We start from the raw sequence: 22552 nt of genomic DNA on the forward strand, positions 1-22552 counted from the left end.
GAATCATGGGACGGATCACGCTTGAGGGTGTGCAGAAATCGTTCGGGCCGGTCCACATCATCAAGGGCGCCGACCTCGACATTCCCGACGGTGCCTTCGTGGTGTTCGTCGGCCCCTCCGGCTGCGGCAAGACCACGCTGCTGCGCCTGATCGCAGGGCTGGAAGATGTCTCCGGCGGCCGCATCCTGATCGACGGCAACAATGTCGTCGACGTGCCGCCGGCCAAGCGCGGCCTGTCGATGGTGTTCCAGTCCTATGCGCTGTATCCGCACATGAGCGTGCGCGGCAACATCGCCTTCGGCCTGAAGATGGCCGGGCTGCCAAAGGCCGAGATCAACAGCAAGGTCGAGGCCGCCGCGGCGACCTTGAACCTCACGCCCTATCTCGACCGCAAGCCGCGCGAGCTCTCCGGCGGCCAGCGCCAGCGCGTCGCGATCGGCCGCGCCATCGTGCGCGAGCCGAAAGCGTTCCTGTTCGACGAGCCGCTATCCAATCTCGATGCCGCGCTGCGCGTGCAGATGCGGCTCGAGGTGACGCGGCTGCAGAAGCAGCTCGGTACGACGGCGATCTACGTGACGCACGACCAGGTCGAGGCCATGACCATGGCCGACAAGATCGTGGTGCTGAACGCCGGCCGCATCGAGCAATATGGCTCGCCGATCGAGCTCTATCAGCGACCCGCCAATCTGTTCGTCGCCGGCTTCATCGGCTCGCCGAAGATGAACTTCATCACCGGCGCGGAAGCGGACAAACACCATGCGACCACGATCGGCGTGCGGCCCGAGCATGTCGCGGTCGTCGATGAGGGCGGCGGGGGCTGGCCCGGCAAGGTCGTGATCGCCGAGCATCTCGGCAGCGACACCTTTCTCTACGTCGACGCCGGCGCGCTGGGCACGCTGACAGTGCGCGTCGTCGGCGAGAAACGGCTCAGTGCCGGCGACGCTGTAACGCTGCGGCCCGAGCCCAGCCGCATCTACCGCTTCGACCAGAGCGGCAATTCGATCTTCGCATGAGAGGTGACGTCCCCTCCGGGCGTCAACGACAACAACGGACCACGACCATGTATCTCGAAAAATTCAAACTGAACGGCAAGACCGCGTTGGTCACCGGCGGCGGGCAGGGCATCGGCCTGGCCTGCGTCGAGGCGCTGGCGGAGGCGGGCGCGCATGTGGTGATCGCCGATCGGGATGCGAAGGCGGCCGCGGACGCACAGGCGGCGATGAAGGCCAAGGGCTTCACCACCGAGACCGCGCTGATGGACGTGACCAATTCGGCGCAGGTTACGGCGGTCGCCGACGATCTGGTGGCGCGCTACGGCAAGGTGGACATTCTCGTCAACAATGCCGGCATCGCGCGCAGCGAGACACCGGCCGAGACCGTCACCGACGAGCACTGGCTCAACGTGCTCGATGTCAACCTCAACGGCACCTTCTGGTGCTGCCGCGCCTTCGGCCAGCACATGCTGGCGGCCAAGAGCGGCAGCATCGTCAATATCGGCTCGATGTCCGGCTTCATCGTCAACAAGCCGCAGGAGCAGTGCTTCTACAATGCGTCCAAGGCCGCGGTGCACCATCTGACCAAGTCGCTGGCGGCCGAGTGGGGGGCGCGCGGCATCCGCGTCAACGCGGTGGCGCCGACCTATATCGAGACGCCGCTCAACGCCTTCGTGAAGAGCAATCCGCGCATGTACGACGCCTGGATCGGCGGAACCCCAATGGGCCGCATGGGTCAGGTCGAGGAGATCGCCTCGGTGGTGCTGTTCCTGGCCTCCGAGGCGGCAAGTTTGATGACCGGCAGCGTCGTCGTTGTCGATGGCGGCTACACTTGCTGGTAAGCTCTCGTCAAATTGACGGGAGCGGAACATGCAGGCCTTTGTCGGTGTCGATGTCGGCACGACCAGCACGCGCGCCGGAATTTTCGACAGTCACGGTCGGCTGCTTGCCGCGGCGCGGCATCCGATCCAGACTTGGCATGAGGCCGGCGATGTCGTCGAGCAATCGTCCGACGACATCTGGCGCGCGTGCTGCGCGTCGGTCAAAGCCGCGCTGGCGGAAGCGGGGATCGCGCCGGATCTGATCAGGGGCATCGGCTTCGATGCGACCTGCTCGCTGGTGGCGCTCGATCCCACGGGCGCGCCGGTCACGGTCAGCAGCTCCGGCGACGCCCGCCGCAACGTCATCGTCTGGATGGATCATCGCGCGCTGACGGAGGCACGCGACATCAATGCGACCGGGGACGACGTGCTGCGCTATGTCGGCGGCTCGATCTCGCCGGAAATGGAGATGCCCAAGCTCCTGTGGCTGAAGCGGCATCTCCGCAACAGCTTCGACGCCGCCGGCCACTTCTTCGATCTGGCCGACTTCCTGACCTGGCGCGCGTCAGGCTCGCTGGCGCGCTCGATGTGCACGGTCACCTGCAAATGGAATTATCTCGCCCACGAGACGCGCTGGAGCGCAGCCTATTTCCGGCGCATCGGGCTGGACGATTTCGTCGCAGACGATTACGCGCGGATCGGCACCGAGATCGTCGCACCGGGCACGCCGCTCGGCCACGGGCTGTCCCGCGTCGCAGCCGAAGAGCTCGGGCTGGCCCCGGGCACGCCGGTCGGCGCCGCGCTGATTGATGCCCATGCCGGCGGCATCGGCGCCATCGGTGGCCGAGCGGCTGACGGCGGTGAGGTGAATGTCTGCGACCGCCTCGCCTACATCATGGGGACCTCGGCCTGCATCATGGCGACGACGCAGGCGCCGTCCTTCGTGCCCGGCGTATGGGGACCTTATTATCAAGGCATGGTGCCTGGGTCCTGGCTCAACGAGGGTGGCCAGTCCGCCGCGGGCGCGGCGATCGACCATCTGCTGCGCTCGCACCCGGCCTCTGTCGAGGCGACCGCTGCGGCGCGCGCGGAAGGGCTCGACCTGATCAGCCTGCTCGAAAAACGGATCATGGCGCAGGTGCCGAATGCCGGCAGTGCGGCGCTGCTGGCGCGTGATCTCCACATTCTTCCGGAATTTCTCGGCAACCGCTCGCCCTATGCCGATCCGGATTCGCGCGCCGTCATCGCCGGCCTCGATCTCGATGCCGATATCGCGGCGCTGGAGCGGCTGTTCGTGGCGGGGTTGTGCGGGCTCGCCTATGGCCTGGCCGACGTGATCGATGCCTTCGCCGCCAATGGCGTCACCAGCCGCACGCTGGTGATGGCCGGCGGCGCCTCGCGCAGCCCACTGGTGCGCCAGATCATGGCCGATACGACCGGGTTGACGGTGGCGCTGCCGGGGACCCAGGAGCCGGTGCTGCTCGGGGCGGCCATGCTGGGCGCGGTCGCCAGCGGCGCCTTCCGCTCGATCGTCGACACGATGGCCTCGATGTCCACGCTGGGGCGTCTCAGCGACCCGACCGATCCGAACATCGCGGCCTTCCATCGCCGCAAGCGGCGCATCCACGGCATGCTGCGGACGCTTGATCGCGAGAGCCGTTCCGTGATGCATGGGGGCCACGGGGAGGCATGACCATGATCCTGAGCTGCGGTGATGCGCTGATCGATTTCGTCCCGGCCAGATTGCCCGACGGGCGCGATGCCTTGCGGCCGGTGGTCGGCGGCTCGTGCCTGAACGTCGCCGTCGGTGTGGCCCGGCTCGGTGCGCCCACGGGCTTCGTCGGCGGCATCTCGACCGACCTGTTCGGCAGCATGATCGCGGCGCATGCCCAAGGCTCGAACGTCGACCTCGGCTACGCCACGCGCAGCCCGGACCAGACCACGCTCGCTTTCGTTCGCCATGTCGGCAGCGAGGCGCAATACGCCTTCTACGACGCCGAGACCGCCGCGCGGAAATGGACGTTCAGACCCGGCAGCATCCCTTTTGCTGACATCGACGCCATCCATGTCGGATCGACTACGCTGATCCACGATCTCGGTGCCGCGGAGACCCGTGCGCTGATCGCCGCCACGCAAGGCGGGGTGACGATCTCCTTCGATCCGAATTGCCGGCCGAATCTCGTGACTGACAAGGCCGCCTATCGCGCCGGCATGGATGGATTTGCCGCGAGCGCCGACCTGATCAAGATGTCGGATGTGGATTTCGACTATCTGCATGGCCACGACGATTACGCCGCACGGGCCGACGCGCTGCTTTCGCGCGGCACCAGCCTGGTCGTCGTCACCCGCGGCCCCAACGGGGCGCTCGGCTGGCATGCGCAGGCCGGCGCGGTCGAGGTCTCGGTCCCCCAGGTCGAGGTGGTCGATACGATCGGCGCCGGCGATACGTTCCAGGCGGGGCTCCTGTTCGCGTTGCGCAAGCTCGGCCGCATCGGCCGGGAGGCCCTGAAGGCGTTGAGCCAGACTGAAATGCGCAAGGCGCTCGCCTTTGCCGGGGCGTGTGCGGCCGTCACCTGCACCCGCGAGGGCGCCGACCCGCCGCGCTGGGACGACATGGCTGCAACCTGGGATCGCCTGGGCTGAAGCACCCCATTGCACTCGTCATTCGGAACTGGTTGGCTGTTCCCCCGTCATATGTGAGGTCCGGACAGCGGAGCGCGATCGCGAAGCGTCCTTGTCGGGGCCGCCGAAATCATGACGCGACAACGAGTTGCAGGGAGGAGAACTATGGCAGTCGCCGCCAGGACCGAGCCGCTGTCCCGTCACGCGCTGGCCTTCGTGCTGGCAGGCGGCCGCGGCAGCCGCCTGCTCGAACTCACCGACCGGCGTGCCAAGCCGGCGGTCTATTTCGGCGGCAAGTCGCGCATCATCGATTTCGCGCTGTCGAACGCCGTCAATTCCGGCATCCGGCGCATCGCCGTCGCGACACAGTACAAGGCGCACAGTCTGATCCGCCATCTGCAGATGGGCTGGAACTTCTTCCGCCCCGAGCGCAACGAGAGCTTCGACATCCTGCCGGCGAGCCAGCGCGTCTCCGAGACGATGTGGTACGTCGGCACGGCCGACGCCGTGTACCAGAACATCGACATTCTCGAGACCTACAACACGAAATACATCGTCGTGCTGGCCGGCGACCACATCTACAAGATGGACTACGAGCTGATGCTGCAGCAGCATGTCGACCAGCGCGCCGACGTCACCGTGGGCTGCCTGGAGATGCCGCGTGAGGAATCCTCAGGCTTCGGCATCATGCACATCAACGATGACGACACGATCCGCGACTTCATCGAGAAGCCGGCCGATCCGCCGCCGATGCCGGGCAAGCCCGACAAGTCGCTCGCCAGCATGGGCATCTATGTGTTCGACGCCAAGTTCCTGTTCGAGGAGCTGAAGCGCGATGCTGCCGACCCGAACTCGAACCATGATTTCGGACGTGACGTCATTCCCCACATCGTCAGGAACGGCCGCGCCGTCGCCCATCAGTTCTCGCGCTCCTGCGTTCGTGCCGATCACGATCCGCGCAGCTACTGGCGTGACGTCGGAACCGTCGACGCCTATTGGGCCGCCAATCTCGACCTGACGGACGTCGTGCCGGAGCTCGATCTCTACGACCGCTCCTGGCCGATCTGGACCTATTCGGAGATCACGCCGCCCGCCAAATTCGTTCACGACACGGATGGCCGCCGCGGCGAGGCGACCTGCTCGCTGGTCTCCGGCGGCTGCATCGTCTCCGGCGCGCAGGTGCAGCGCTCGCTGCTGTTCACCGGCGCGCACCTGCATTCCTACGCCAGAGTGCAGAACGCGGTGCTGCTGCCCTACGTCAACGTCGCCCGCCACGCCCGCCTGACCAACGTCGTGGTCGACCGCGGCGTGCAGATTCCGGAAGGGCTGGTTGTCGGCGAGGATCCGGAGTTCGACGCCAAGCGGTTCAGGACCACGGAGAATGGCGTGACCTTGATTACCCAGCCGATGATCGATGGGCTCAATTCATGACGCCGCTGCGCGTTCTGTCGGTTGCCTCCGAGGTCTATCCCATCGTCAAGACAGGCGGTCTCGCCGACGTCGTCGGCGCGCTGCCCTGGGCGCTGCTGGCCGAGGACGTCGAGGTCCGCACGCTGATTCCCGGCTATCCCGCCGTGATGAAGGCGCTGGAGCGGGCCAGCGAGATCAGCTCATTGCCGAACTTCTTCGGCGGCAACGCCCGGCTGCTCGGCGGCAGCCATGGTGCGCTCGATCTGTTCGTGCTCGATGCGCCGCATCTCTACGACCGCGAGGGCAACCCCTATCTGGGGCCCGACGGCAAGGATTGGCCGGACAATGCGTTCCGCTTTGCCGCGCTGGCCCGCGCGGCGTCCTATATCGGGCTCGGCGCGGTGCCGGCCTTCGTCCCCGACATCGTCCACGGTCACGACTGGCAGGCCGGGCTGGTGCCGGCCTATCTGCTCTACAGCCACCGGCCGCATCCGGGCACGGTCATGACGGTGCACAATCTGGCGTTCCAGGGCCGCTTCCCCCGTCATTTCCTGCCGCCGCTCGGACTGCCGCCGGAATCGTTCTCGATCTACGGCCTCGAATATTACGGCGACATCAGCTTCCTCAAGGCGGGGTTGCAGTTCGCCGACAAGATCACGACGGTGTCGCCGACCTATGCGCGGGAGATCCAGAGCGACGAGCACGGCATGGGCCTCGGCGGCCTGCTGCGGCAGCGATCGTCCGACCTCGTTGGCATCCTCAACGGGATCGACACGGCGGTGTGGGATCCCGGCAGCGATCCGGCGATCGCCTCTCATTTCGGCATCGACCGGATCGAGGCGCGGGCGCCCAACAAGGCTGCGCTGCAGACGCGCATGGGCCTGCAGGTGGCGCCGGAGACGTTCCTGCTCGGCGTCGTCAGCCGGTTGACCTCGCAGAAGGGGCTCGACCTGCTGCTGTCCTGCCTGCCGACCTTGACCAGTAGCGGCATCCAGCTGGCCCTGCTCGGCGACGGCGAGGCCGAGCTGCGCGACGCGTTCCGCGCCGCGGCCGCGAACGATCCCGGAAAGATCGGCGTCGTCATCGGCTACGACGAGGGCTTGGCGCATCTCATCCAGGCCGGCTGCGACGCGCTGGTCGTGCCGTCGCGGTTCGAGCCGTGCGGGCTGACACAGCTCTGCGCGTTGCGTTATGGCGCGCTGCCGATCGTCACTGCGGTGGGCGGTCTCGCCGACACCGTCATTGACGAGACGGAGGCCGGCGTCGCCGCGACCGGGTTCAAGTGCGCGTCCGTGACAGCGGAGGCGCTCGACCAGACCCTGCGCCGCGCCGCTGCGGCCTTCTACGCCGCGCGCAGCAACGCCTCGAATTGGACCCGCATGCAGCTCAACGCGATGCTGACCGACGTCTCCTGGCGCCACCGCGCCGGTCGTTATGCCGAACTCTACCGGCAGATCGTCGCGCAGCGGCGTCCGGCAGGCTGAGCGCCGCGGCGTGCGGGTCAGGACGCCTATGTCTCGATGAGAACCTTCAACGCATGGGTCTTGGCCGCGGCGCCGAACGTCTCGTAGGCATCGAGGATCTGATCAAGCCTGAAGCGGTGGGTGATCAGCCGCTTCGGCTCGAGCTTGCGCGACTGCACGGTCTTCAGCAGCATCGGCGTCGTCACGGTGTCCACCAGCCGTGTCGTGATCGCGATGTTGCGGTCCCACAGCTTCTCCAGATGCAGATCGGCCTTGACCCCGTGCACGCCGACATTGGCAATCACACCGCCGGGGGCGATGATGTCTTCGCAGGTGACGAACGTCGCGGGCACGCCGACCGCCTCGATCGCCGTGTCGACGCCGCGGCCGTTCGTCAGGGCCATGACCTTGTCGACCGCCTTGCCGTCGGTGTTGTTGATGACGCTGGTGGCGCCGAAGCGGGTGGCGACCTCGAGCCGGTTGTCGTCGAGGTCGATCATGATGATCTCGGCCGGCGAATAGAATTGTGCCGTCAGCAGCGCCGCCAATCCAATCGGACCGGTGCCGACGATCGCCACCGTCGAACCCGGCTCGACCTTGCCGTTGAGCACGCCGCATTCGAAACCGGTCGGGAGGATGTCGCTCAACATCACCAGCGCGTCCTCCTCGGTGCCCGCGGGCACGTGGTAGAGGCTGGTGTCGGCGTGAGGCGTCCGCACATACTCCGCCTGGGTGCCGTCGATCTTGTTGCCGAGGATCCAGCCGCCGTGGCGGCAGTGCGAATACATGCCGCGCCGGCAATAGTCGCACGTTCCACAGGCCGAAATGCAGGAAACGATGACGTGGTCGCCCGGCTTGAACGCGCGCACGGCGCTGCCGACCGCATCGACCACACCGACACCCTCGTGACCGAGAATGCGGCCCGGCGTACATGTCGGCACGTCACCCTTGAGAATATGAAGGTCGGTCCCGCAGATCGTCGTCTTCAGGATTTTGACCACCGCGTCGCCCGGCTCGATGACGGTCGGCTTCGGGCGCTCGTCCAGGGATTTCTTGCCGGGACCATGATAGACCAGGGCTTTCATGACTTACCTCCGCAGGTTTCTGCCCGGAGGATGGATGGCGCAAGAGAGGTCGCGCGCCGTTGAGGCGTATCAATCCTGACCAGAGTCCCTATCACTATCGTGTGTCCCGGGTGGCCAGGGCGAGATGCGGACGGCGGACGCGCGTCGCGCCTCCAATGCAGTCCAGCCCGGCTCAGATCACATGCGCATCGCTCTGGACGCATCGGCGCGGCTCGCGGATAGTCTCCCGGCTTCCTACCATTCCGCGTGAGATTTCATGACCGACAGCCAGCCTTCGTCCGTGTCCTTCGACCTGATCATCCGCGGCGGCACCGTCATCGACGGCACGCGTGCGCCACGCTTCGAGGCTGATATCGGCATCAAGGATGGCCGCATCGTCGCCATCGGCGGGTTTGACGGCCGGAAGGCCACGCGCGTGATCGACGCCACCGGCCTCATCGTTGCGCCGGGCTTCATCGACTCCCACACCCATGACGACAGCGCCGTGCTGGTCGATCCCGACATGACCTGCAAGGTCTCGCAGGGCGTGACCTCCGTCGTGACCGGCAATTGCGGCGTCAGCATCGCGCCGCTGAAGCCAGGCTCGCCGCGGCCGATGCCGCTCGGCTTGCTATCGCCAAGCGAGGGACAGGTGGTCGAGTATGCCGCGTTCGCCGACTACGTCGCCGCGTTGCGCGCGGCGCCGGCTGCGGTCAACGTCGCGCCGATGGTCGGCCACACCGCGCTGCGCGCCTCGGTCGTGAGCGATCTCGGCCGGGCCGCGACGGCAGACGAGATCGCCGAGATGCGCGCCCACGTGCAGGAGGCGCTCGATGCCGGCGCCATCGGCGTCTCGACAGGGACGTTCTATCCGCCGGCGGAGGCGGCGCCGACCGAGGAGATCATCGAGGTCTGCCGTCCGCTCACCGGCAGCGGCGGCGTGTATGCGACGCATATGCGCAACGAGGCGAACGAGGTCATCCAATCGCTGGAGGAAAGCTTCGCCATCGGCAAGGCGCTCGACGTCCAGGTCGTGATCTCGCATCACAAGGTGGTGGGCCCTGCCAATTTCGGCCGCACCAGGGAGACGCTGCCGCTGATCACCAAGGCGATGAGCTGCCAGTGCGTCGCGCTCGACTGCTATCCCTACAACGCCTCCTCGACCATGCTGCACACCGACCCGGCCAAGCTGCAGGTCAAGGTCGTCGTCGCGGCCTCCGGACCCCATCCGGAAGTGGCGGGGCGCGATCTCGCCGACATCGCCGCCGATTGGGGCGTCGACCGGCTCGAAGCCGCGAAGCGGCTGCAGCCGGCGTCGGCGATCTACTTCGCGATGGACGAGGCCGACGTGCAGACCATCCTCGCCTTCGAGCCGACCATGATCGGCTCCGACGGCCTGCCGTTCGGCGAGCGTCCGCATCCGCGGCTCTGGGGCACATTCCCGCGTGTGCTCGGCTACTACTGCCGCGAGCTCGAGCTGTTCCCGCTGGAAACCGCGGTGTGGAAGATGAGCGGGCTGACGGCGCGGAATTTCGGCATCAAGGGACGGGGCACGCTCGCGGTCGGCAACCATGCCGACATCACGGTGTTCGATGCCGCCAGCGTGCGCGACGGCGCGACCTATGATGCCCCCTGCGTGCCGGCCGCCGGCATCGAGGCCGTCATCGTCAATGGCGCGCTGACCTGGTGGCAGGGCGCGCATCAGAAGGCGCATGCGGGGCAGGTGATCACCCGCGGTACGCTGCAGTGAGCTACGCGGCCATCGCGCGCGCGAATTCCGGGTAGCATTCCGCGAGCTCGTCGCGGATCCGGCCGCGGATCAGCTCGACCGTGGCGCGATCAGGGCCGGCCGTCGGCGGTACCATTTCCGGGGAAGCGTAGTCGAACCCGGTTCGGTCGCGGACGTCCTCGGCCGTGTAGCCGGGATGCACCGAGCGCAGCCGGAAGCCGCCGCGCTCGCGGTCGAAATCGAACAGCGCCAGGTTGGTCAGCAGCGCATGCGGGCCGCCGCGCCGCTTCACCTCCGGCGTGGTCGCGGCGGCGCTGACGAAGTCCACCTTCGGCACCAGCACGCGCGGCGAATGCTCCTCGCGAAACAGGATCACCCGCGGGATCAGATGATAGAGATAGGCCGAGCCGAACGAGCCCGGCCAGCGCACGTCCATCCGCGGATAGTCGCCGGTGCCGACCAGGTTGATATTCCCGGCACCGTCGATCTGGCCGCCGCCGAGAAAGAACGCGTCGACGCGGCCCTGCGCGGCGCAGTCGAACAGCTCGACGCCGCCATTGGTGAAGAAATTGTGCCGGCTGGAGCCGAGGATCGAGATGCGGACCGGCGGCTTGCCCCTTTGCGCGTTGCGTGCGCGCAGCAGCATCGCGCCGGCCGCCGGGATCGGCGACGAGGCGCCGACGGCGACGTGGCGGACGCCGTCGAGCAGGTCGGCGATGACGGTGATCAGCAGTTCCTTGCGCGCGCGCTCGTCGTGCATGGTCATGCCACCTCCTTGCTGCGGCTCAGGAAGGCGGAAAGATAGGTGCGAAAGCCTTCGTCCGTACGCGCCATCGCGGCGTAGCGCGAAAGCTCCGCGCCATCGGTCTCGTATTCGTCCCACAGCGGCAGCGGCCAGGCGCCGTTCTCGGCGACCGCGATGGCATCGACATAGAGCGCCGGCAGTACGCCGGCGGCCGAGTCTTCGGTCGCCATCAGATCGCGATCGACGATGCGCTCGACGGTGACCAGCGTGCGCTTCGCCGCATAGGCCATGGTCGCCAGCTCACGGTAGCGGCCGATGCGGACGTTGCCGAAGCGGTCCGCCTCGGGCGCGTGGAACAGTGCCACGTCGGGCGTGATCGCCGGCACCACGACGACCTTGCCGGGCTCGCCGATTGGACTGTCGATCACCTTCCAGTCGGGGCGGACCCGCAACAGGTCGCTGCCGATGATGCCGGCGATCGGCATGAACGGCACGCCCTTCTGCCCGGCCAGCAGGCCGGCATGGATCGCAGGGCAGGTGGCGTCGCGCAAGATGATGCTGCCGTCGCGCACGGCCGCGACGAAGCGCGGTGCGCCGCCGGCCTCGCCGAGCGAGACGGCGCTGGTTTCCACCACCGTGGCCACGCCGGCGCCGATCAGCAGATCGGCCTGCAGGCCTGATATCGGTACGCAGACGAGATGCAGCCCGGTGAGGCCGGCCTCGATCATGGCCGCTGTTGCCGCCATCGAGACGCCGGCACGGTCGACCGGGATCGCGATCGATTGCCCCGATGCGATTGATGCGACGAGCGCCTCCAGGCCGACCATCTCCGTCATCGGCTTATCCTCCCGTTGTTGCTTGGCCGCCGAGTGTAGCGATGGGCCGCGGGTCTGTCAGTGCGCGTATGCGATCGTCGAGCCGCGGATGATGAGCTCCGGCGCCAGTACGATGTGGTCGGTCACGGCCTCGCGCCCGGCAAGGCGGTCGAGCAGCAGCCGCGCCGCGGCTTCGCCCATGTCGCGCTGGGCGATCCGCACCGTGGTCAGCGGCGGCGCGACCATGTCGACGAACGGCATGTCGTTGTGGCCGACCACGGAGACATCGCCGGGGCAGGCGAGGCCGCGCGCGGCGAGCGCGTCATAGACGCCGAGCGCCAGCAGGTCATTGGCGGCGACGATGGCGGTTGGGCGCGTCCGCCGCGCGAGCAGGCGCAGCGCAGCCTCGCGACCCGCAGCCCGCGTATAGGCTTCGACGGCTTCGACCGGCGCATGGCGGGCGGACAGTCCCGCAGCCGCGATGCTGGCCTCGAAGCCGGCGCGGCGGCGCGCGCCGGTCGAGATGTGCTGCGGGCCCGCGACGTGACCGATGCGGCGGTGGCCGAGCGCGACGAGATGCTGGACGGCGAGACGCATGCCGGCGGCATCGTCGCTGGCAGCCGACGGCAGCAGTCCGGCGGCATCGACGCGATTGACCAGCACAACAGGGAGCGCCGCGTCCAGGCAGTGCTTCACGACATCGTCGCGCAGGCTCACCGTCGCCAGCACCAGACCGTCGACGCCGCGGGCAATCAGCCGGTCGACCAGATCCTGCTCCGAGCCCTTGCTGCCGACGTCGACGACGATCGTCGCATAACCCTCGGCGTTGAGATGATCGGCGATGCCGGACAGCACGGGCGGGAAGCCGGGATCGGCGATATCGGGCGCGAGCACACCGATCAGGCCGCTGCGCCCGGTGCGCAGGCCCTTGGCGGCCATGTTCAGCCGATAGCCGAGCGCGTTGGCGGCGGCCTGGATCCGCTCCACGACATCGCCCGCCACCAGATGCTTCATGGCCGGGCTGAGCGCGCGCGACACCGTGGAGGGATGCACGTCGCAGCGCGCCGCGACATCCTTGATCGTCGGACGTGAGGACGCCGCTGCGCGCGGGCTCCTTGTCGATGGCGACGTCCTTTTCATCTCCGCTCCCTGATGCCGCAGCGCAACGACGTTTTGATCGCGCGGTACCTTGACACATTTTGCGTGCATGCAATAAACCCGGCTCTGCAATCGATTGCAATAGCACAATGGGAAACGCCCACATGACAGCCAGCGCGTTGAAGCCGCATCTGGTCAGCCCGGAGCATCTCGATCCGCATTGGCGCTGGGGGCGGGCGATTCCGTCGCATGGCCATGTCTCGGTGGATTTCGAGCGCCGCGTCGATTTCGACAGGTTGCGGCGCTACCGGCTGGCGCGGGCGCGCGCAGCGCTGAAGGCGTCGGGCTATGGTGCGCTGCTGCTGCTCGACGTCAACAACATTCGCTACGTGTCCGGCACCAAGATCGGCGAATGGGAGCGCGACAAGCTGTGCCGTTTCGCGCTGCTGGCCGGCGACGGCGAGCCGATCGTGTGGGATTTCGGTTCGGCAGCCGTCCACCATCGTCTGTTCTGCGACTGGCTGGCGCCTGAGAACTGCCGCGCCGGCATGCTCGGCATGCGCGGCACCGTGCCGCCGGCGGTCGGGCTGATGAAGGCGCATGCCGAGGAGGTGATGAGCCTTTTGCGCGCAGCCGGCGTTGCCGACATGCCGGTCGGCGTCGACCTCGCCGAGACCGCGATGTTCTTCGAGTTGCAGAAGGCCGGCATGAAGGTGGTCGACGGCCAGCAGGTCATGCTGGACGCGCGCGAGATCAAGAACATCGACGAGATCATGCTGTTGAATCAGGCCGCGGCCATGGTCGACGGTGTCTATCATTCGATCTACGAGCACCTGAAGCCGGGCGTGCGCGAGAACGACATCGTCGCGCTCGCCAACAAGATGCTCTACGAGATGGGCTCCGACGACGTCGAGGCGATCAATGCCATCTCCGGCGAGCGCTGCAATCCGCATCCGCACAATTTCACCGACCGCATCCTGCGTCCGGGCGACCAGGCGTTCTTCGACATCCTGCAGTCCTATCAGGGCTACCGGACCTGCTACTACCGCACCTTCAACGTCGGCCGCGCCACGCCGGCGCAGCACGATGCCTACAAGCAGTGCCGCGAATGGCTCGACAATGCGATCGCGCTGATCAAGCCGGGCGTCTCGACCGACACCGTCGCCAAGGTCTGGCCAAAGGCCGAGGAGTTCGGCTTTCCCTCGGAGATGGCGGCCTTCGGCTTGCAGTTCGGCCATGGACTTGGACTTGCGCTGCATGAGCGTCCGATCATCTCCCGGCTGGTCTCGCTGGACAATCCGATGGAGATCAAGACCGGCATGGTGTTCGCGCTCGAGACCTACTGTCCGGCGACCGACGGCTTCTCGGCTGCGCGGATCGAGGAGGAGGTCGTGGTCACCGACAAGGGCTGCCAGGTGATCACGCTGTTTCCTGCGGAAGAGCTGCCGATCGCCAACCGCTACTGAGCTGATGGGCAATGCGCCCAATAGAGCGATCTTTGTGATTTTCGTCATTGCGAGCGAAGCGACGTGTCCGCCGTAGCTCGAAGAGCGAAGGCGGAAGCAATCCAGGGCGGGAGTCGTGACTCTGGATTGCTTCGTCGCTTCGCTCCTCGCAATGACGAAGACTGTGATCAGTAACGAGGAGAGGACGATGACCGCGACGCATTCGCTCGGCTGGATCGGCATGGGGCGCATGGGCTATCCGATGGCTGAGCGCCTGCTCAAGGCCGGCCACAAGGTGTCGATCTACAATCGCACCCGCGCCAAGGCCGAGCCGCTGGCGGCGAAAGGCGGCGTCATCGTCGATCATCCCCGCGATCTCGCCGCGTGCGACATCGTGTTCACGATGGTGTCGACCGGCAAGGATCTCGAGCAGGTGTATTTCGGCGACCACGGCCTGGTGGCCGCAAGTTCTGGATCGCGTCCCCAGATCCTGGTGGACTGCTCCTCGATCGGTATCGAGCAGTCGGAGGCGATCGCCGCCAAGCTGAATCAGCTCGGTTGCGAGTTCGTTCGCGCGCCGGTGTCCGGCAATGGCAAATGCGTCAAGGCCGGCAAGCTGTCGTCGGTCGTCTCCGGCCCCAAGGCCGCGTTCGATACGATCGAGCCGTATCTCGCCAAGATCGCCGTCTCCGGCGTGTCCTATGTCGGCGAGGGCGAGCTCGCGCGCATCTGCAAGATCGCGCACAACGTGTTCCTCGGCGTCGTGATCCAGAACCTCGCCGAGATCACCATCCTGGCGCAGAAGGCCGGCGTGCCGCGCCATGCCTTTCTCAACTTCATGAATGCCAGCGTGATGGGCTCGACCTTCACGAAGTACAAGAGCAACGCGCTGGTCAATCTCGATTGGACCACGACCTTCACGCCGCCGCTCTTGCGCAAGGATCTCGATCTCGGCCTGTCGGCGGCGCGCCAGCTCGACGTCGCCATGCCGGTGACGGCGGCGACGCGCGAGGCGCTGCAGGCCCATGTCGGCGCCGCCTCGCTGCAATCGGACCCGGCCGCTTATCTGGAGAAGGATTTTGCGGCGCTGCTGGAGACGGTGGCGCTCGCCGCCGGTCTCAAGCTGCAGCCGGAAAACGTGCCGATGCCGACCGGGCTGGAAACCGAGGGCTAAGCAGGCGCAGGGGTCGTGAGGGCCCGCCAGCGCGTGTCGCGCGCCGACGGCCGGCGGTGCAGGCGGGTGTCGAGCACCTCGCGGGCCTGGGTCAGCGCGCCGCTGCGGATCAGGGACAGGATGTAGGTGTCCTCGATCACCTCGCGCTGGGCGTGGCTGCCGCCGATGCGGGCGAGGTCGCCGATGACAGGGGTGAGCTCACGCGCGCAGGCGCGCCAATTCTCTTCGGCGAAGGCGCGCAGCGCCCGCAGCATGTGCGGCACGATGCGGCCCGCCGGCAGCGTGCCTTCGGTCTGCCGCCGCTCGATCGCGGCGAGACGGCCCTTGAGCGCCGCGGTATCATCGGTGGCCGTAGCGATCATCACCAGGTGCATCTCGATGAAGGCGAGCGTCGAGCCCGTGAAACGGGGGCTGGCATAGGCCGCCACCTCGGCCCAAGCGCCACTCGGCACGGTGTAGTTCTCCGCCAGCAGTCGCCACAGCAGCGAGGCGCAGTCCGACAGCGTGTTGAGCGGCGGCGCGGTGTCCATCGTCGGTACCAGCACGTCGGTGTAGACTTTGAGTGCCCCGGCGGCATCGCCGCGGTCCAGGGCGCCGAGCGCCTGGTGCCAGCAGATATGACCGTGCAGCATCCCGGTGCGATCGTAGTCGCCGATCCACCCCTCGACGAGCGCATCGGCCTCGTCCAGCGCACCAGCCTCGAACATCGCATGAAGCAGCGCATGCACGGCATAAGCGTTGTGCCGGCGCAACGCGAAGCTGCGCTCGGTGACGGCGCGTCCCTGCGCGATATCACCGGCCTCGGTGAGCGCCCAGCCGTGGTTCGATAGGAACCACCAGTCCTCGCCATAGGCGGCGGCAAACCGGTCGCACAGCTCGCGTCGGGCGGCGTCGTGATCTCTGCGACCGGAAAAGGCCAGCAGGCCGAAGGCGCCGAGCGGCAGCGCCATGATCATGGCGTCACGCGGCCAGCTTTCCAGATGGGCCAAGGTCGCGTCGAGCGCGTCGGTGCCGCGGCCCTCGATGGCGAGCACCAGGGTCGCGACATGGCTCTGCTCGCGCGGCGTGCCGCGCCTGGCGACGAGGTCGCGGGCGCGCTTGATCGTCTGCAGCGCCGCCTCGCGCTGCATATAGATGGCATGAATGCGCGCGCGGGCGGCGTGCGCCAGCGCGAAATCCGGATCGAGCATGATCGCCCGCTCGAACGCATCTGCCGCGCTGGGCCAGAAGGCGAGCAGCAGGTCGACGCCCTCGCGATAGGCCGCGGCCGCATCAGTGGAGGCGGTCGACAGGGGCAGGCCGTAGCGATCCTCCTCCATCTCAGCCCACCCGCGGCCTGCGGCCCTCGATCGGATAGGCCGGATCGTTGTAGCCGGGCGTCGAAGCGTGACCGGTCACGACCAGCCGGTCGATCAGCGCCTCGTCGTCGGCGGCGAAGGGATAGTCGAGCGCGCGGATGTAGTCGTCCCATTGCGCCTCGGTGCGCGGACCCGCGATCACCGAGCTGATGAAGGCGGAGTTGAGCACCCAGGACACGGCGAACTGCCCCGGCGTGAAGCCCTTCGTCTCGGCGTGGCGCTTGATCTCCTGCGCCAGCTTCAGCGATTCGGGCCGCCACTCGGTCTGCATCATCCTGGTGTCGTTGCGGCCGGCGCGGGTCTCCTTGTCCGGCGGCGCATCGGGGCTGTACTTGCCGGTGAGCACGCCGCGCGCCAGCGGGCTGTAAGGCACGACGCCGAGGCCGTAATAGCCGCAGGCCGGCAAGTGCTCGACCTCGGGCATCCGGTTCATCGCGTTGTAGTAGGGCTGGCTGACGACAGGACGGTCAATGCCCATGCCGTCGCAGAGATTGCAGATCTCGGCGAGCCGCCAGGCGCGGTAGTTGGAGACGCCGAAATACCGGATCTTGCCGGCGCGCATGAGGTCGCCAACGGCGCGCACGGTCTCCTCCAGCGGCGTCGCGTGGTCCTCCTTGTGCAAATAGTAGATGTCGATATGCCCGGTGCCGAGCCGCCGCAGGCTTTCGTCCGCGGCCTGCATTACCCAGCGCCGCGACAGGCCGGCGCGGTTCGGATCGTCGCCCATCGGGTTGGCGAGCTTGGTGGCGACGATCCAGCGGTCGCGCTCGCGCGCGATGGTGCGGCCGACCACCTCCTCCGACGCGCCCTTGTTGTAGGCATCCGCAGTGTCGATGAAGTTGACGCCGGCGTCACGCGCCTTGGCGATGATGCGGGCCGATGTCGGCTCGTCGGTGGGACCTCCGAACATCATCGTGCCCAGGCAGATCGGCGACACTTTCAGGCCGGAACGGCCGAGCTGGCGATATTGCATTCTTGCCTCATTTCCAAACCATCACCGCCCGCGGACGGAGTGGATACGATAGCTCTCTCTGCGCGTCATTGCGAGCCACCGGGTCCGCGCGGATGCGCGGCCCGATGACAGGCTCCGCGAAGCAATCCAGAGCCGGGGCGGGACTCTGGATTGCTTCCGCCTTCGCCCGATCGGCTTCGGCGGACGCGTCGTCGCTGCGCTCCTCGCAATGACGGCGGAGAGAGTAGGGCTCTCACTCGCTTTTCAGGATCTTGAACACGCCCGACGCCATCGCGATCACGCGATGCCCGGCCGTCACCTCGGTGGTGATGAACACCAGGCTGCGGGTGATCCGCACCACATGCGGCCGCGACACCAGGGTCTCGCCGATCTTGCCGGACTCGACGAAATGCGTGTCGAACTGGATCGTCGCCATGTGCTCCTTGCCCGCGGCATGGCGGGCCATCATGCCGCAACTGCGGTCCGCCAGCGTCATGATCACGCCGCCCTGGACCAGGCCGCGGCGGTTGTGATGCTTGTCCTCGGTGACGATGGCGTATTCATGGGCGCCGTCGACGACGCGCTGCCACAGCGGGCCGATCAGGTGCAGGAAGCCCGAGGTGTCGACGATCTCCCAGCCGTCGGACGTCATCCTGGCCGCGGCTGATTTCGTCATCGCTGAAGACCTTTCCTGTCGCGCCCGAAATCCGGCTCGCAGATCGTTTCATCCGTCGCTGGCCTGGTGTAGTCAAGCTGCATGCCCATGCCGTTCGACGATGCCACGAGGCGGAAAATCGCAGGCTGCTGTGCCGGTTTCGTGCGGCTGGAGGCGACTGCGGGGGCGGCCTCGCTGAAGCGCGCGGCGGTGGTGATCGCGCTGGCGCCCCACCACGAGACCGGCAACACGGCGCTGCTGCTCACGCTGCGTGCTGCAGGGCTGCGCAGCCATGGCGGGCAATGGGCGCTGCCGGGCGGACGCTGCGATGCCGGCGAGACGACGGTCGAGGCCGCCCTCCGCGAGCTCGCGGAAGAGCTTGGGCTGAGCCTGGCGCCGGATGCGGTGCTGGGCATGCTCGACGACTATCCGACACGGTCGGGCTATCTGATTACCCCCGTCGTCGTATGGGCGGCCAATGGCCGCACGCTGCGGCCGAATCCGGACGAGGTCGCGTCGGTGCACCGGATCGGCCTCGACGCGATCACGGCGGATGACGCGTTCGATTTCACCGCGATCCCCGAGAGCACGCGGCGCGTCATCCGGTTTCACGCCCGCGAGGGCCTCATTCACGCACCCACCGCGGCGCTGATCTATCAGTTCCGGGAGGTGCTGTCCGGCCGCGACACCCGGGTGCATGAGCTGGAACAGCCGGTGTTTGCCTGGAAGTAGCCGCCGTTTCGGCTACAAGGGCGGCATGCTTCATCAGCCGATTCGCACGCTTGTCCTGATTGTCGCTTGCGCCGTGTCCGGCGCGCCGCCTCTGCTGGCCGCGGAACCCGGCTCACCGGTCGCCCCGCGCGAAGCTTTGGCGCAGATGGCATCGCCCGCCGCGATTGCGGAGTATCGGCGCAAACTCGCCGAATATCAGCAGGCGCGTGCGGAGTTCGACCAGGAGGCGGGCGCCTATTGGAAGGCGATCGCCGACAAGCGCCGGGCGCGCAATGCCAAGCGCCGCGATCGTCAGCCGATCGGGCTCGACGACTATGTGCTGGAGCAGCCGCCGGTCTACACCGGGCCGAAGCGGCCGGTGAATCCCGAGCCGGAACCTGAGGGCGAGCCGCGCGAGCGCAAATACATCCCGGTGGTCGCCGACCTCGTGAAGGCGGCACAGGAGCATTTCCAATGGTCGCCGCAGCGCCCCGCCAGCGACATCGATTTCAAGCGCGCCTATGCGCGCTTCGCCGCGGCGTCGGGACTGACTCGCGAGCAGGCGGTGCGCGTCTATGCCTTCGAGACCGGCGGCAACGGCAAGCACGATTCGCAATCGGGCTTCAAGGGCAACCGCGCGATCTCGACGGCGATCGGCTACAATCAGCTCTTGACCACCAACAGCGTCGAGCTGCTGGCCGAGCAGGGTCCGCTGTTCATCCGCCTGCTCGGCGAACGCGTGGCCCGGACGTCCGGCCCGGTCCGCGGCGCGATGGAGCACAAGCTCGCGGTCCTGAAGAAGATGGTCGCAATCGCGCGCTCCGTACCGGACGACTGGTCGGCGCATGAGAAGATCGGCAACACGCCGCAGGGCTGGGCCATGCACGCGATGGTGCTCGACATCGACGTCGGGCCGATGCTGCAGACGCACAAGCTCCTGACGTCGGTGCTGTTCGCACGCGCCAAGGGCTACACGAGGCCGCTTTCGGCCGCCGAGCTCGAAATGATGAATCTCACCGGCGACGGCACGGGCTTCGACATGGTGACGATGCCGCTCGAGATGCGCGATCAGGTTCCGACCGCCAACTTCTTCCAGCGCGGCGGCTATGAGCGCAATCCGGTCGCCGTTCGCCACAACACCGTGGCGAAGCTGCTTGCGGTGACGGATTCCAGGATGGACTCGCTCAGCAGCCTGCCCGGCGCCAAGGAGCTGGCGGCCGCGTTCTGAGGCTGCGCGCGCTCGCCTCTACTCATCCGCGCCGAACGAGAAGCTGCCGTCGCCGTCGAGATAGGGGGCGGTCCGCATGTAGAGCTGACCGTTCTGGCCGACGAAGAACAGCGTGCCCTTCGGCACCTTCTTGGCACCCTTGAGCAGCATGTCGGCGTTCTTGGTGCCCATCTTGTAGGCGAGCGTCTTGCCGTCCTTGCCATAGGCGTAACCCATGTCGGGCTTCAGCTCCCACGGCTCCGGCGGTGCGGCGCAGCTCACGCTGGTCAGTGCGCCGAGCGCCCCCAGGGCGATCAGGGCTTTCAGAAACGGGCTCTTCATGTCCTCCTCCAATCGATGTCGTCTCGAACAAATCGCGAACGCGTTGGCATCATCGTGGCCCCGTCGCAGCGCGGTGATCGTTGGCGGATTTTCCATTCGCCGATCTCGCGATTATCCTGCAGCGTGGTTTAGAAACATAGGCCAAGAAAACACTTTGGGGATGATTCGGATGAGCCTCGTCACGAAGATCGGTTGGGTTGCGGCGTTGTCGCTGGTGACGTTGGCATCCGCCCGGGCCGACGACTTCAAGCTGTCCAACAACCAGCGCATCGCCTGCAGCCGCGGTCTCTCCGCCGGCAAGCTCAATACGGCCGTTTGCAAGTCCTACGCCTACCTCTTCAACGTGAAGACCTCGGAATATTTCCGCTGCCAGGTCTCACTGTCGCTGACCCGGGACAACAAGGAGGTCATCAACGTCCAGACCGACGGCGGCTGCACCAGGAAGCCGCGCGTGTTCGACACCGATTCCAAATACGAGTTCGATGCCACCGAGACCGAGCCGGCGAACACCAACTCCTTCTTCGGCAATGGCGGCTATTCGATCTGGGTGGCGGATACGACCCAGCAGAAAGTGCGCGGCTGCATGACGATCTCGTCCGGGCTCGGCTCGGATATCTCCAAGTGCGTCGACATGACGTTCCAATGAGCGGCGGCCTTGCGAGGGAGGCAGCCCGCCGCTCTGGGCTGCACCTGCGGTTCAAGCTGGTGCTACTGTCAATGTAAGATTGAACGCGGGGGCGCATCGGTCCCGGCCTCGCGCCGTGGGAGCGGGAGAGGCTGGTGCGCCAGTCTTTCGGATGGGTTGACCCCGCGCCCGCAGCCGTCCAATTTGCGGCAAAATCAATGGGAGGATCCATGCGTTTCTCGAAAATCTCTGGCACTGCAACCGGTTTCATTCTGGCGGCCGCCTGCATGCTCGCGGCGCCGGCGGCGCAGGCACAGAGCTTCATCAACGTGCTCACCGGCGGCACGTCGGGCGTCTACTATCCGCTCGGCGTCGCCATCGGGAAGATCTACGGCGACAAGATCCCCAATGTGAAAACCCAGGTGCAGGCGACCAAGGCCTCGGTCGAGAACCTGATCCTGCTGCAGCAGGGACGCGGCGAGCTCGCCTTCGCGCTCGGCGACTCCCTGAAGGCCGCCTGGAACGGCGAGGAGGAGGCCGGTTTCAAGACCAAGCTGGACAAGCTGCGCACCATCGGCGCGATCTATCCGAACTACATCCAGATCGTCGCGACGGCCGAATCCGGCATCAAGACGCTGGCGGACCTCAAGGGCAAGAGCCTGTCGGTCGGCGCGCCGAAGTCCGGCACCGAGCTCAACTCGCGCGCGATCCTCGCCGCTGCCGGCATGAGCTACAAGGATCTCGGCAAGGTGGAGTATCTGCCCTTCGCTGAATCCGTCGACCTGATGAAGAACCGGCAGCTCGGCGCCACCTTGCAGTCGGCTGGCCTCGGCGTCGCATCGTTGAAGGATCTGTCGACCTCGTCGCCGATCACCGTGGTGTCGGTGCCGAAGGAGGTCGTCGACAAGATCGGGCCCCCGTTCGTCGCGGCGACCATCCCGGCCAACACCTATACCGGCCAGGACAAGGACGTGCCGACCGCAGCGGTGATCAACTATCTCGTCACCAGCTCGGCGGTATCAGACGATCTCGCCTATCAGATGACCAAGCTGATCTTCGAGTCGCTGCCGGAACTCGCCAATGCGCATGCGGCCGGCAAGGAGATCAAGCTGGAGACGGCGGCGCAGGACAGCCCGGTGCCGCTGCATCCGGGTGCGATCCGCTACTACAAGGAGAAGGGCATCCTGAAATAAGGATGCTGCTCGCGCGGCCTGCCTTGCAGGCCGGGTCATTCGCAACCGCCTGCGCGGGAAACCTTTCGCGCAGTCTTGTCGTTCAGCTGATTGCGGCCATGGTCAGCAGCGCCTGGGGGGATGATGACGAT

Annotated in this window: 21 protein-coding genes; 13 read left to right on the forward strand and 8 right to left on the reverse strand. The window is 66.8% G+C overall.

Annotated features, from left to right (window positions below; all coding sequences use genetic code 11):
* Positions 1 to 5 precede the first annotated feature (5 nt).
* From QX010_RS18645 to glgA, 6 genes are all read left to right on the forward strand, one after another.
* Positions 6 to 1013 (forward strand): ABC transporter ATP-binding protein, encoded by a 1008-nt coding sequence (locus QX010_RS18645; RefSeq protein ID WP_315804650.1) that lies wholly within the window; start codon positions 6 to 8, stop codon positions 1011 to 1013.
* 47 nt (positions 1014 to 1060) lie between these two features.
* Positions 1061 to 1834, forward strand: coding sequence for an SDR family NAD(P)-dependent oxidoreductase (locus tag QX010_RS18650; protein ID WP_316181062.1), 774 nt, complete (start codon positions 1061 to 1063; stop codon positions 1832 to 1834).
* Between the two features lie 28 nt (positions 1835 to 1862).
* A complete protein-coding gene (locus tag QX010_RS18655) occupies positions 1863 to 3506 on the forward strand; it encodes an FGGY-family carbohydrate kinase (protein ID WP_316181064.1) in 1644 nt (547 codons plus the stop codon).
* A 2-nt stretch (positions 3507 to 3508) separates the two neighbouring features.
* The gene (locus QX010_RS18660; RefSeq protein WP_316181066.1) at positions 3509 to 4456 is read left to right on the forward strand and encodes a carbohydrate kinase; all 948 of its coding nucleotides are present in this window, start codon (positions 3509 to 3511) and stop codon (positions 4454 to 4456) included.
* Between the two features lie 144 nt (positions 4457 to 4600).
* Complete coding sequence (glgC, locus tag QX010_RS18665; protein WP_315804646.1) at positions 4601 to 5866, forward strand: glucose-1-phosphate adenylyltransferase; 1266 nt, start codon at positions 4601 to 4603, stop codon at positions 5864 to 5866.
* Positions 5863 to 7329 (forward strand): glycogen synthase GlgA, encoded by a 1467-nt coding sequence (glgA, locus tag QX010_RS18670; protein WP_316181069.1) that lies wholly within the window; start codon positions 5863 to 5865, stop codon positions 7327 to 7329. Before glgC ends, glgA begins: the two co-directional genes overlap by 4 nt.
* Before the next feature lie 26 nt (positions 7330 to 7355).
* Here the strand turns inward: glgA and QX010_RS18675 are convergent, their stop codons facing one another.
* Complete coding sequence (locus QX010_RS18675; RefSeq protein WP_316181071.1) at positions 7356 to 8393, reverse strand: zinc-dependent alcohol dehydrogenase family protein; 1038 nt, start codon at positions 8391 to 8393, stop codon at positions 7356 to 7358.
* Between the two features lie 256 nt (positions 8394 to 8649).
* Here QX010_RS18675 and QX010_RS18680 point away from each other — a divergent pair, with 256 nt between their 5' ends.
* Positions 8650 to 10122, forward strand: coding sequence for a D-aminoacylase (locus QX010_RS18680; protein WP_316181072.1), 1473 nt, complete (start codon positions 8650 to 8652; stop codon positions 10120 to 10122).
* Between the two features lies 1 nt (position 10123).
* Here the strand turns inward: QX010_RS18680 and QX010_RS18685 are convergent, their stop codons facing one another.
* From QX010_RS18685 to QX010_RS18695, 3 genes are read right to left on the reverse strand one after another with little or no spacing between them, the layout of a single operon-like run.
* Positions 10124 to 10867, reverse strand: a complete 744-nt coding sequence (locus QX010_RS18685) for a CoA transferase (protein WP_316181074.1) — start codon at positions 10865 to 10867, stop codon at positions 10124 to 10126.
* Positions 10864 to 11682 (reverse strand): CoA transferase subunit A, encoded by an 819-nt coding sequence (locus QX010_RS18690; RefSeq protein WP_316181075.1) that lies wholly within the window; start codon positions 11680 to 11682, stop codon positions 10864 to 10866. The genes QX010_RS18685 and QX010_RS18690 overlap by 4 nt, the downstream gene beginning before the upstream one ends.
* Before the next feature lie 57 nt (positions 11683 to 11739).
* On the reverse strand, positions 11740 to 12801 hold the full coding sequence (locus QX010_RS18695; RefSeq protein ID WP_316181076.1) for a LacI family DNA-binding transcriptional regulator: 1062 nt from the start codon (positions 12799 to 12801) through the stop codon (positions 11740 to 11742).
* A gap of 122 nt (positions 12802 to 12923) precedes the next feature.
* Here QX010_RS18695 and QX010_RS18700 point away from each other — a divergent pair, with 122 nt between their 5' ends.
* Entirely contained in the window at positions 12924 to 14225 is a 1302-nt protein-coding gene (locus QX010_RS18700) for a Xaa-Pro peptidase family protein (RefSeq protein ID WP_316181078.1), read from the forward strand.
* A 187-nt stretch (positions 14226 to 14412) separates the two neighbouring features.
* Entirely contained in the window at positions 14413 to 15378 is a 966-nt protein-coding gene (locus QX010_RS18705) for an NAD(P)-dependent oxidoreductase (RefSeq protein ID WP_316181080.1), read from the forward strand.
* On the opposite strand, the gene QX010_RS18710 is transcribed toward QX010_RS18705, so the two are convergent.
* The 3 genes from QX010_RS18710 to QX010_RS18720 form a co-directional block, all read right to left on the reverse strand.
* Complete coding sequence (locus QX010_RS18710; protein ID WP_316181082.1) at positions 15375 to 16697, reverse strand: tetratricopeptide repeat protein; 1323 nt, start codon at positions 16695 to 16697, stop codon at positions 15375 to 15377. The two genes, QX010_RS18705 and QX010_RS18710, sit on opposite strands and share 4 nt — an antisense overlap.
* 1 nt (position 16698) lies before the next feature.
* The gene (locus tag QX010_RS18715) at positions 16699 to 17709 is read right to left on the reverse strand and encodes an aldo/keto reductase (protein WP_316181083.1); all 1011 of its coding nucleotides are present in this window, start codon (positions 17707 to 17709) and stop codon (positions 16699 to 16701) included.
* 232 nt (positions 17710 to 17941) lie between these two features.
* Entirely contained in the window at positions 17942 to 18364 is a 423-nt protein-coding gene (locus tag QX010_RS18720) for a PaaI family thioesterase (protein WP_315804635.1), read from the reverse strand.
* 81 nt (positions 18365 to 18445) lie between these two features.
* Between QX010_RS18720 and QX010_RS18725 the strand changes: the two genes are divergently transcribed.
* Both QX010_RS18725 and QX010_RS18730 read left to right on the forward strand, forming a co-directional pair.
* Complete coding sequence (locus QX010_RS18725) at positions 18446 to 19075, forward strand: CoA pyrophosphatase (RefSeq protein WP_316181086.1); 630 nt, start codon at positions 18446 to 18448, stop codon at positions 19073 to 19075.
* A gap of 25 nt (positions 19076 to 19100) precedes the next feature.
* Entirely contained in the window at positions 19101 to 20282 is a 1182-nt protein-coding gene (locus QX010_RS18730; RefSeq protein ID WP_316181088.1) for a hypothetical protein, read from the forward strand.
* A gap of 18 nt (positions 20283 to 20300) precedes the next feature.
* Here QX010_RS18730 and QX010_RS18735 read toward each other — a convergent pair whose 3' ends face one another.
* Positions 20301 to 20603, reverse strand: coding sequence for a hypothetical protein (locus QX010_RS18735; protein WP_315804632.1), 303 nt, complete (start codon positions 20601 to 20603; stop codon positions 20301 to 20303).
* Positions 20604 to 20772: 169 nt separating this feature from the next.
* Here QX010_RS18735 and QX010_RS18740 point away from each other — a divergent pair, with 169 nt between their 5' ends.
* Positions 20773 to 21249, forward strand: a complete 477-nt coding sequence (locus QX010_RS18740) for a hypothetical protein (RefSeq protein WP_315804631.1) — start codon at positions 20773 to 20775, stop codon at positions 21247 to 21249.
* Between the two features lie 209 nt (positions 21250 to 21458).
* The gene (locus tag QX010_RS18745) at positions 21459 to 22421 is read left to right on the forward strand and encodes a TAXI family TRAP transporter solute-binding subunit (protein WP_315804630.1); all 963 of its coding nucleotides are present in this window, start codon (positions 21459 to 21461) and stop codon (positions 22419 to 22421) included.
* Positions 22422 to 22552 lie beyond the last annotated feature (131 nt).

The sequence above is a fragment of the Bradyrhizobium sp. SZCCHNRI1009 genome (assembly GCF_032487575.1).
In the GTDB taxonomy this organism is placed as follows: domain Bacteria; phylum Pseudomonadota; class Alphaproteobacteria; order Rhizobiales; family Xanthobacteraceae; genus Bradyrhizobium.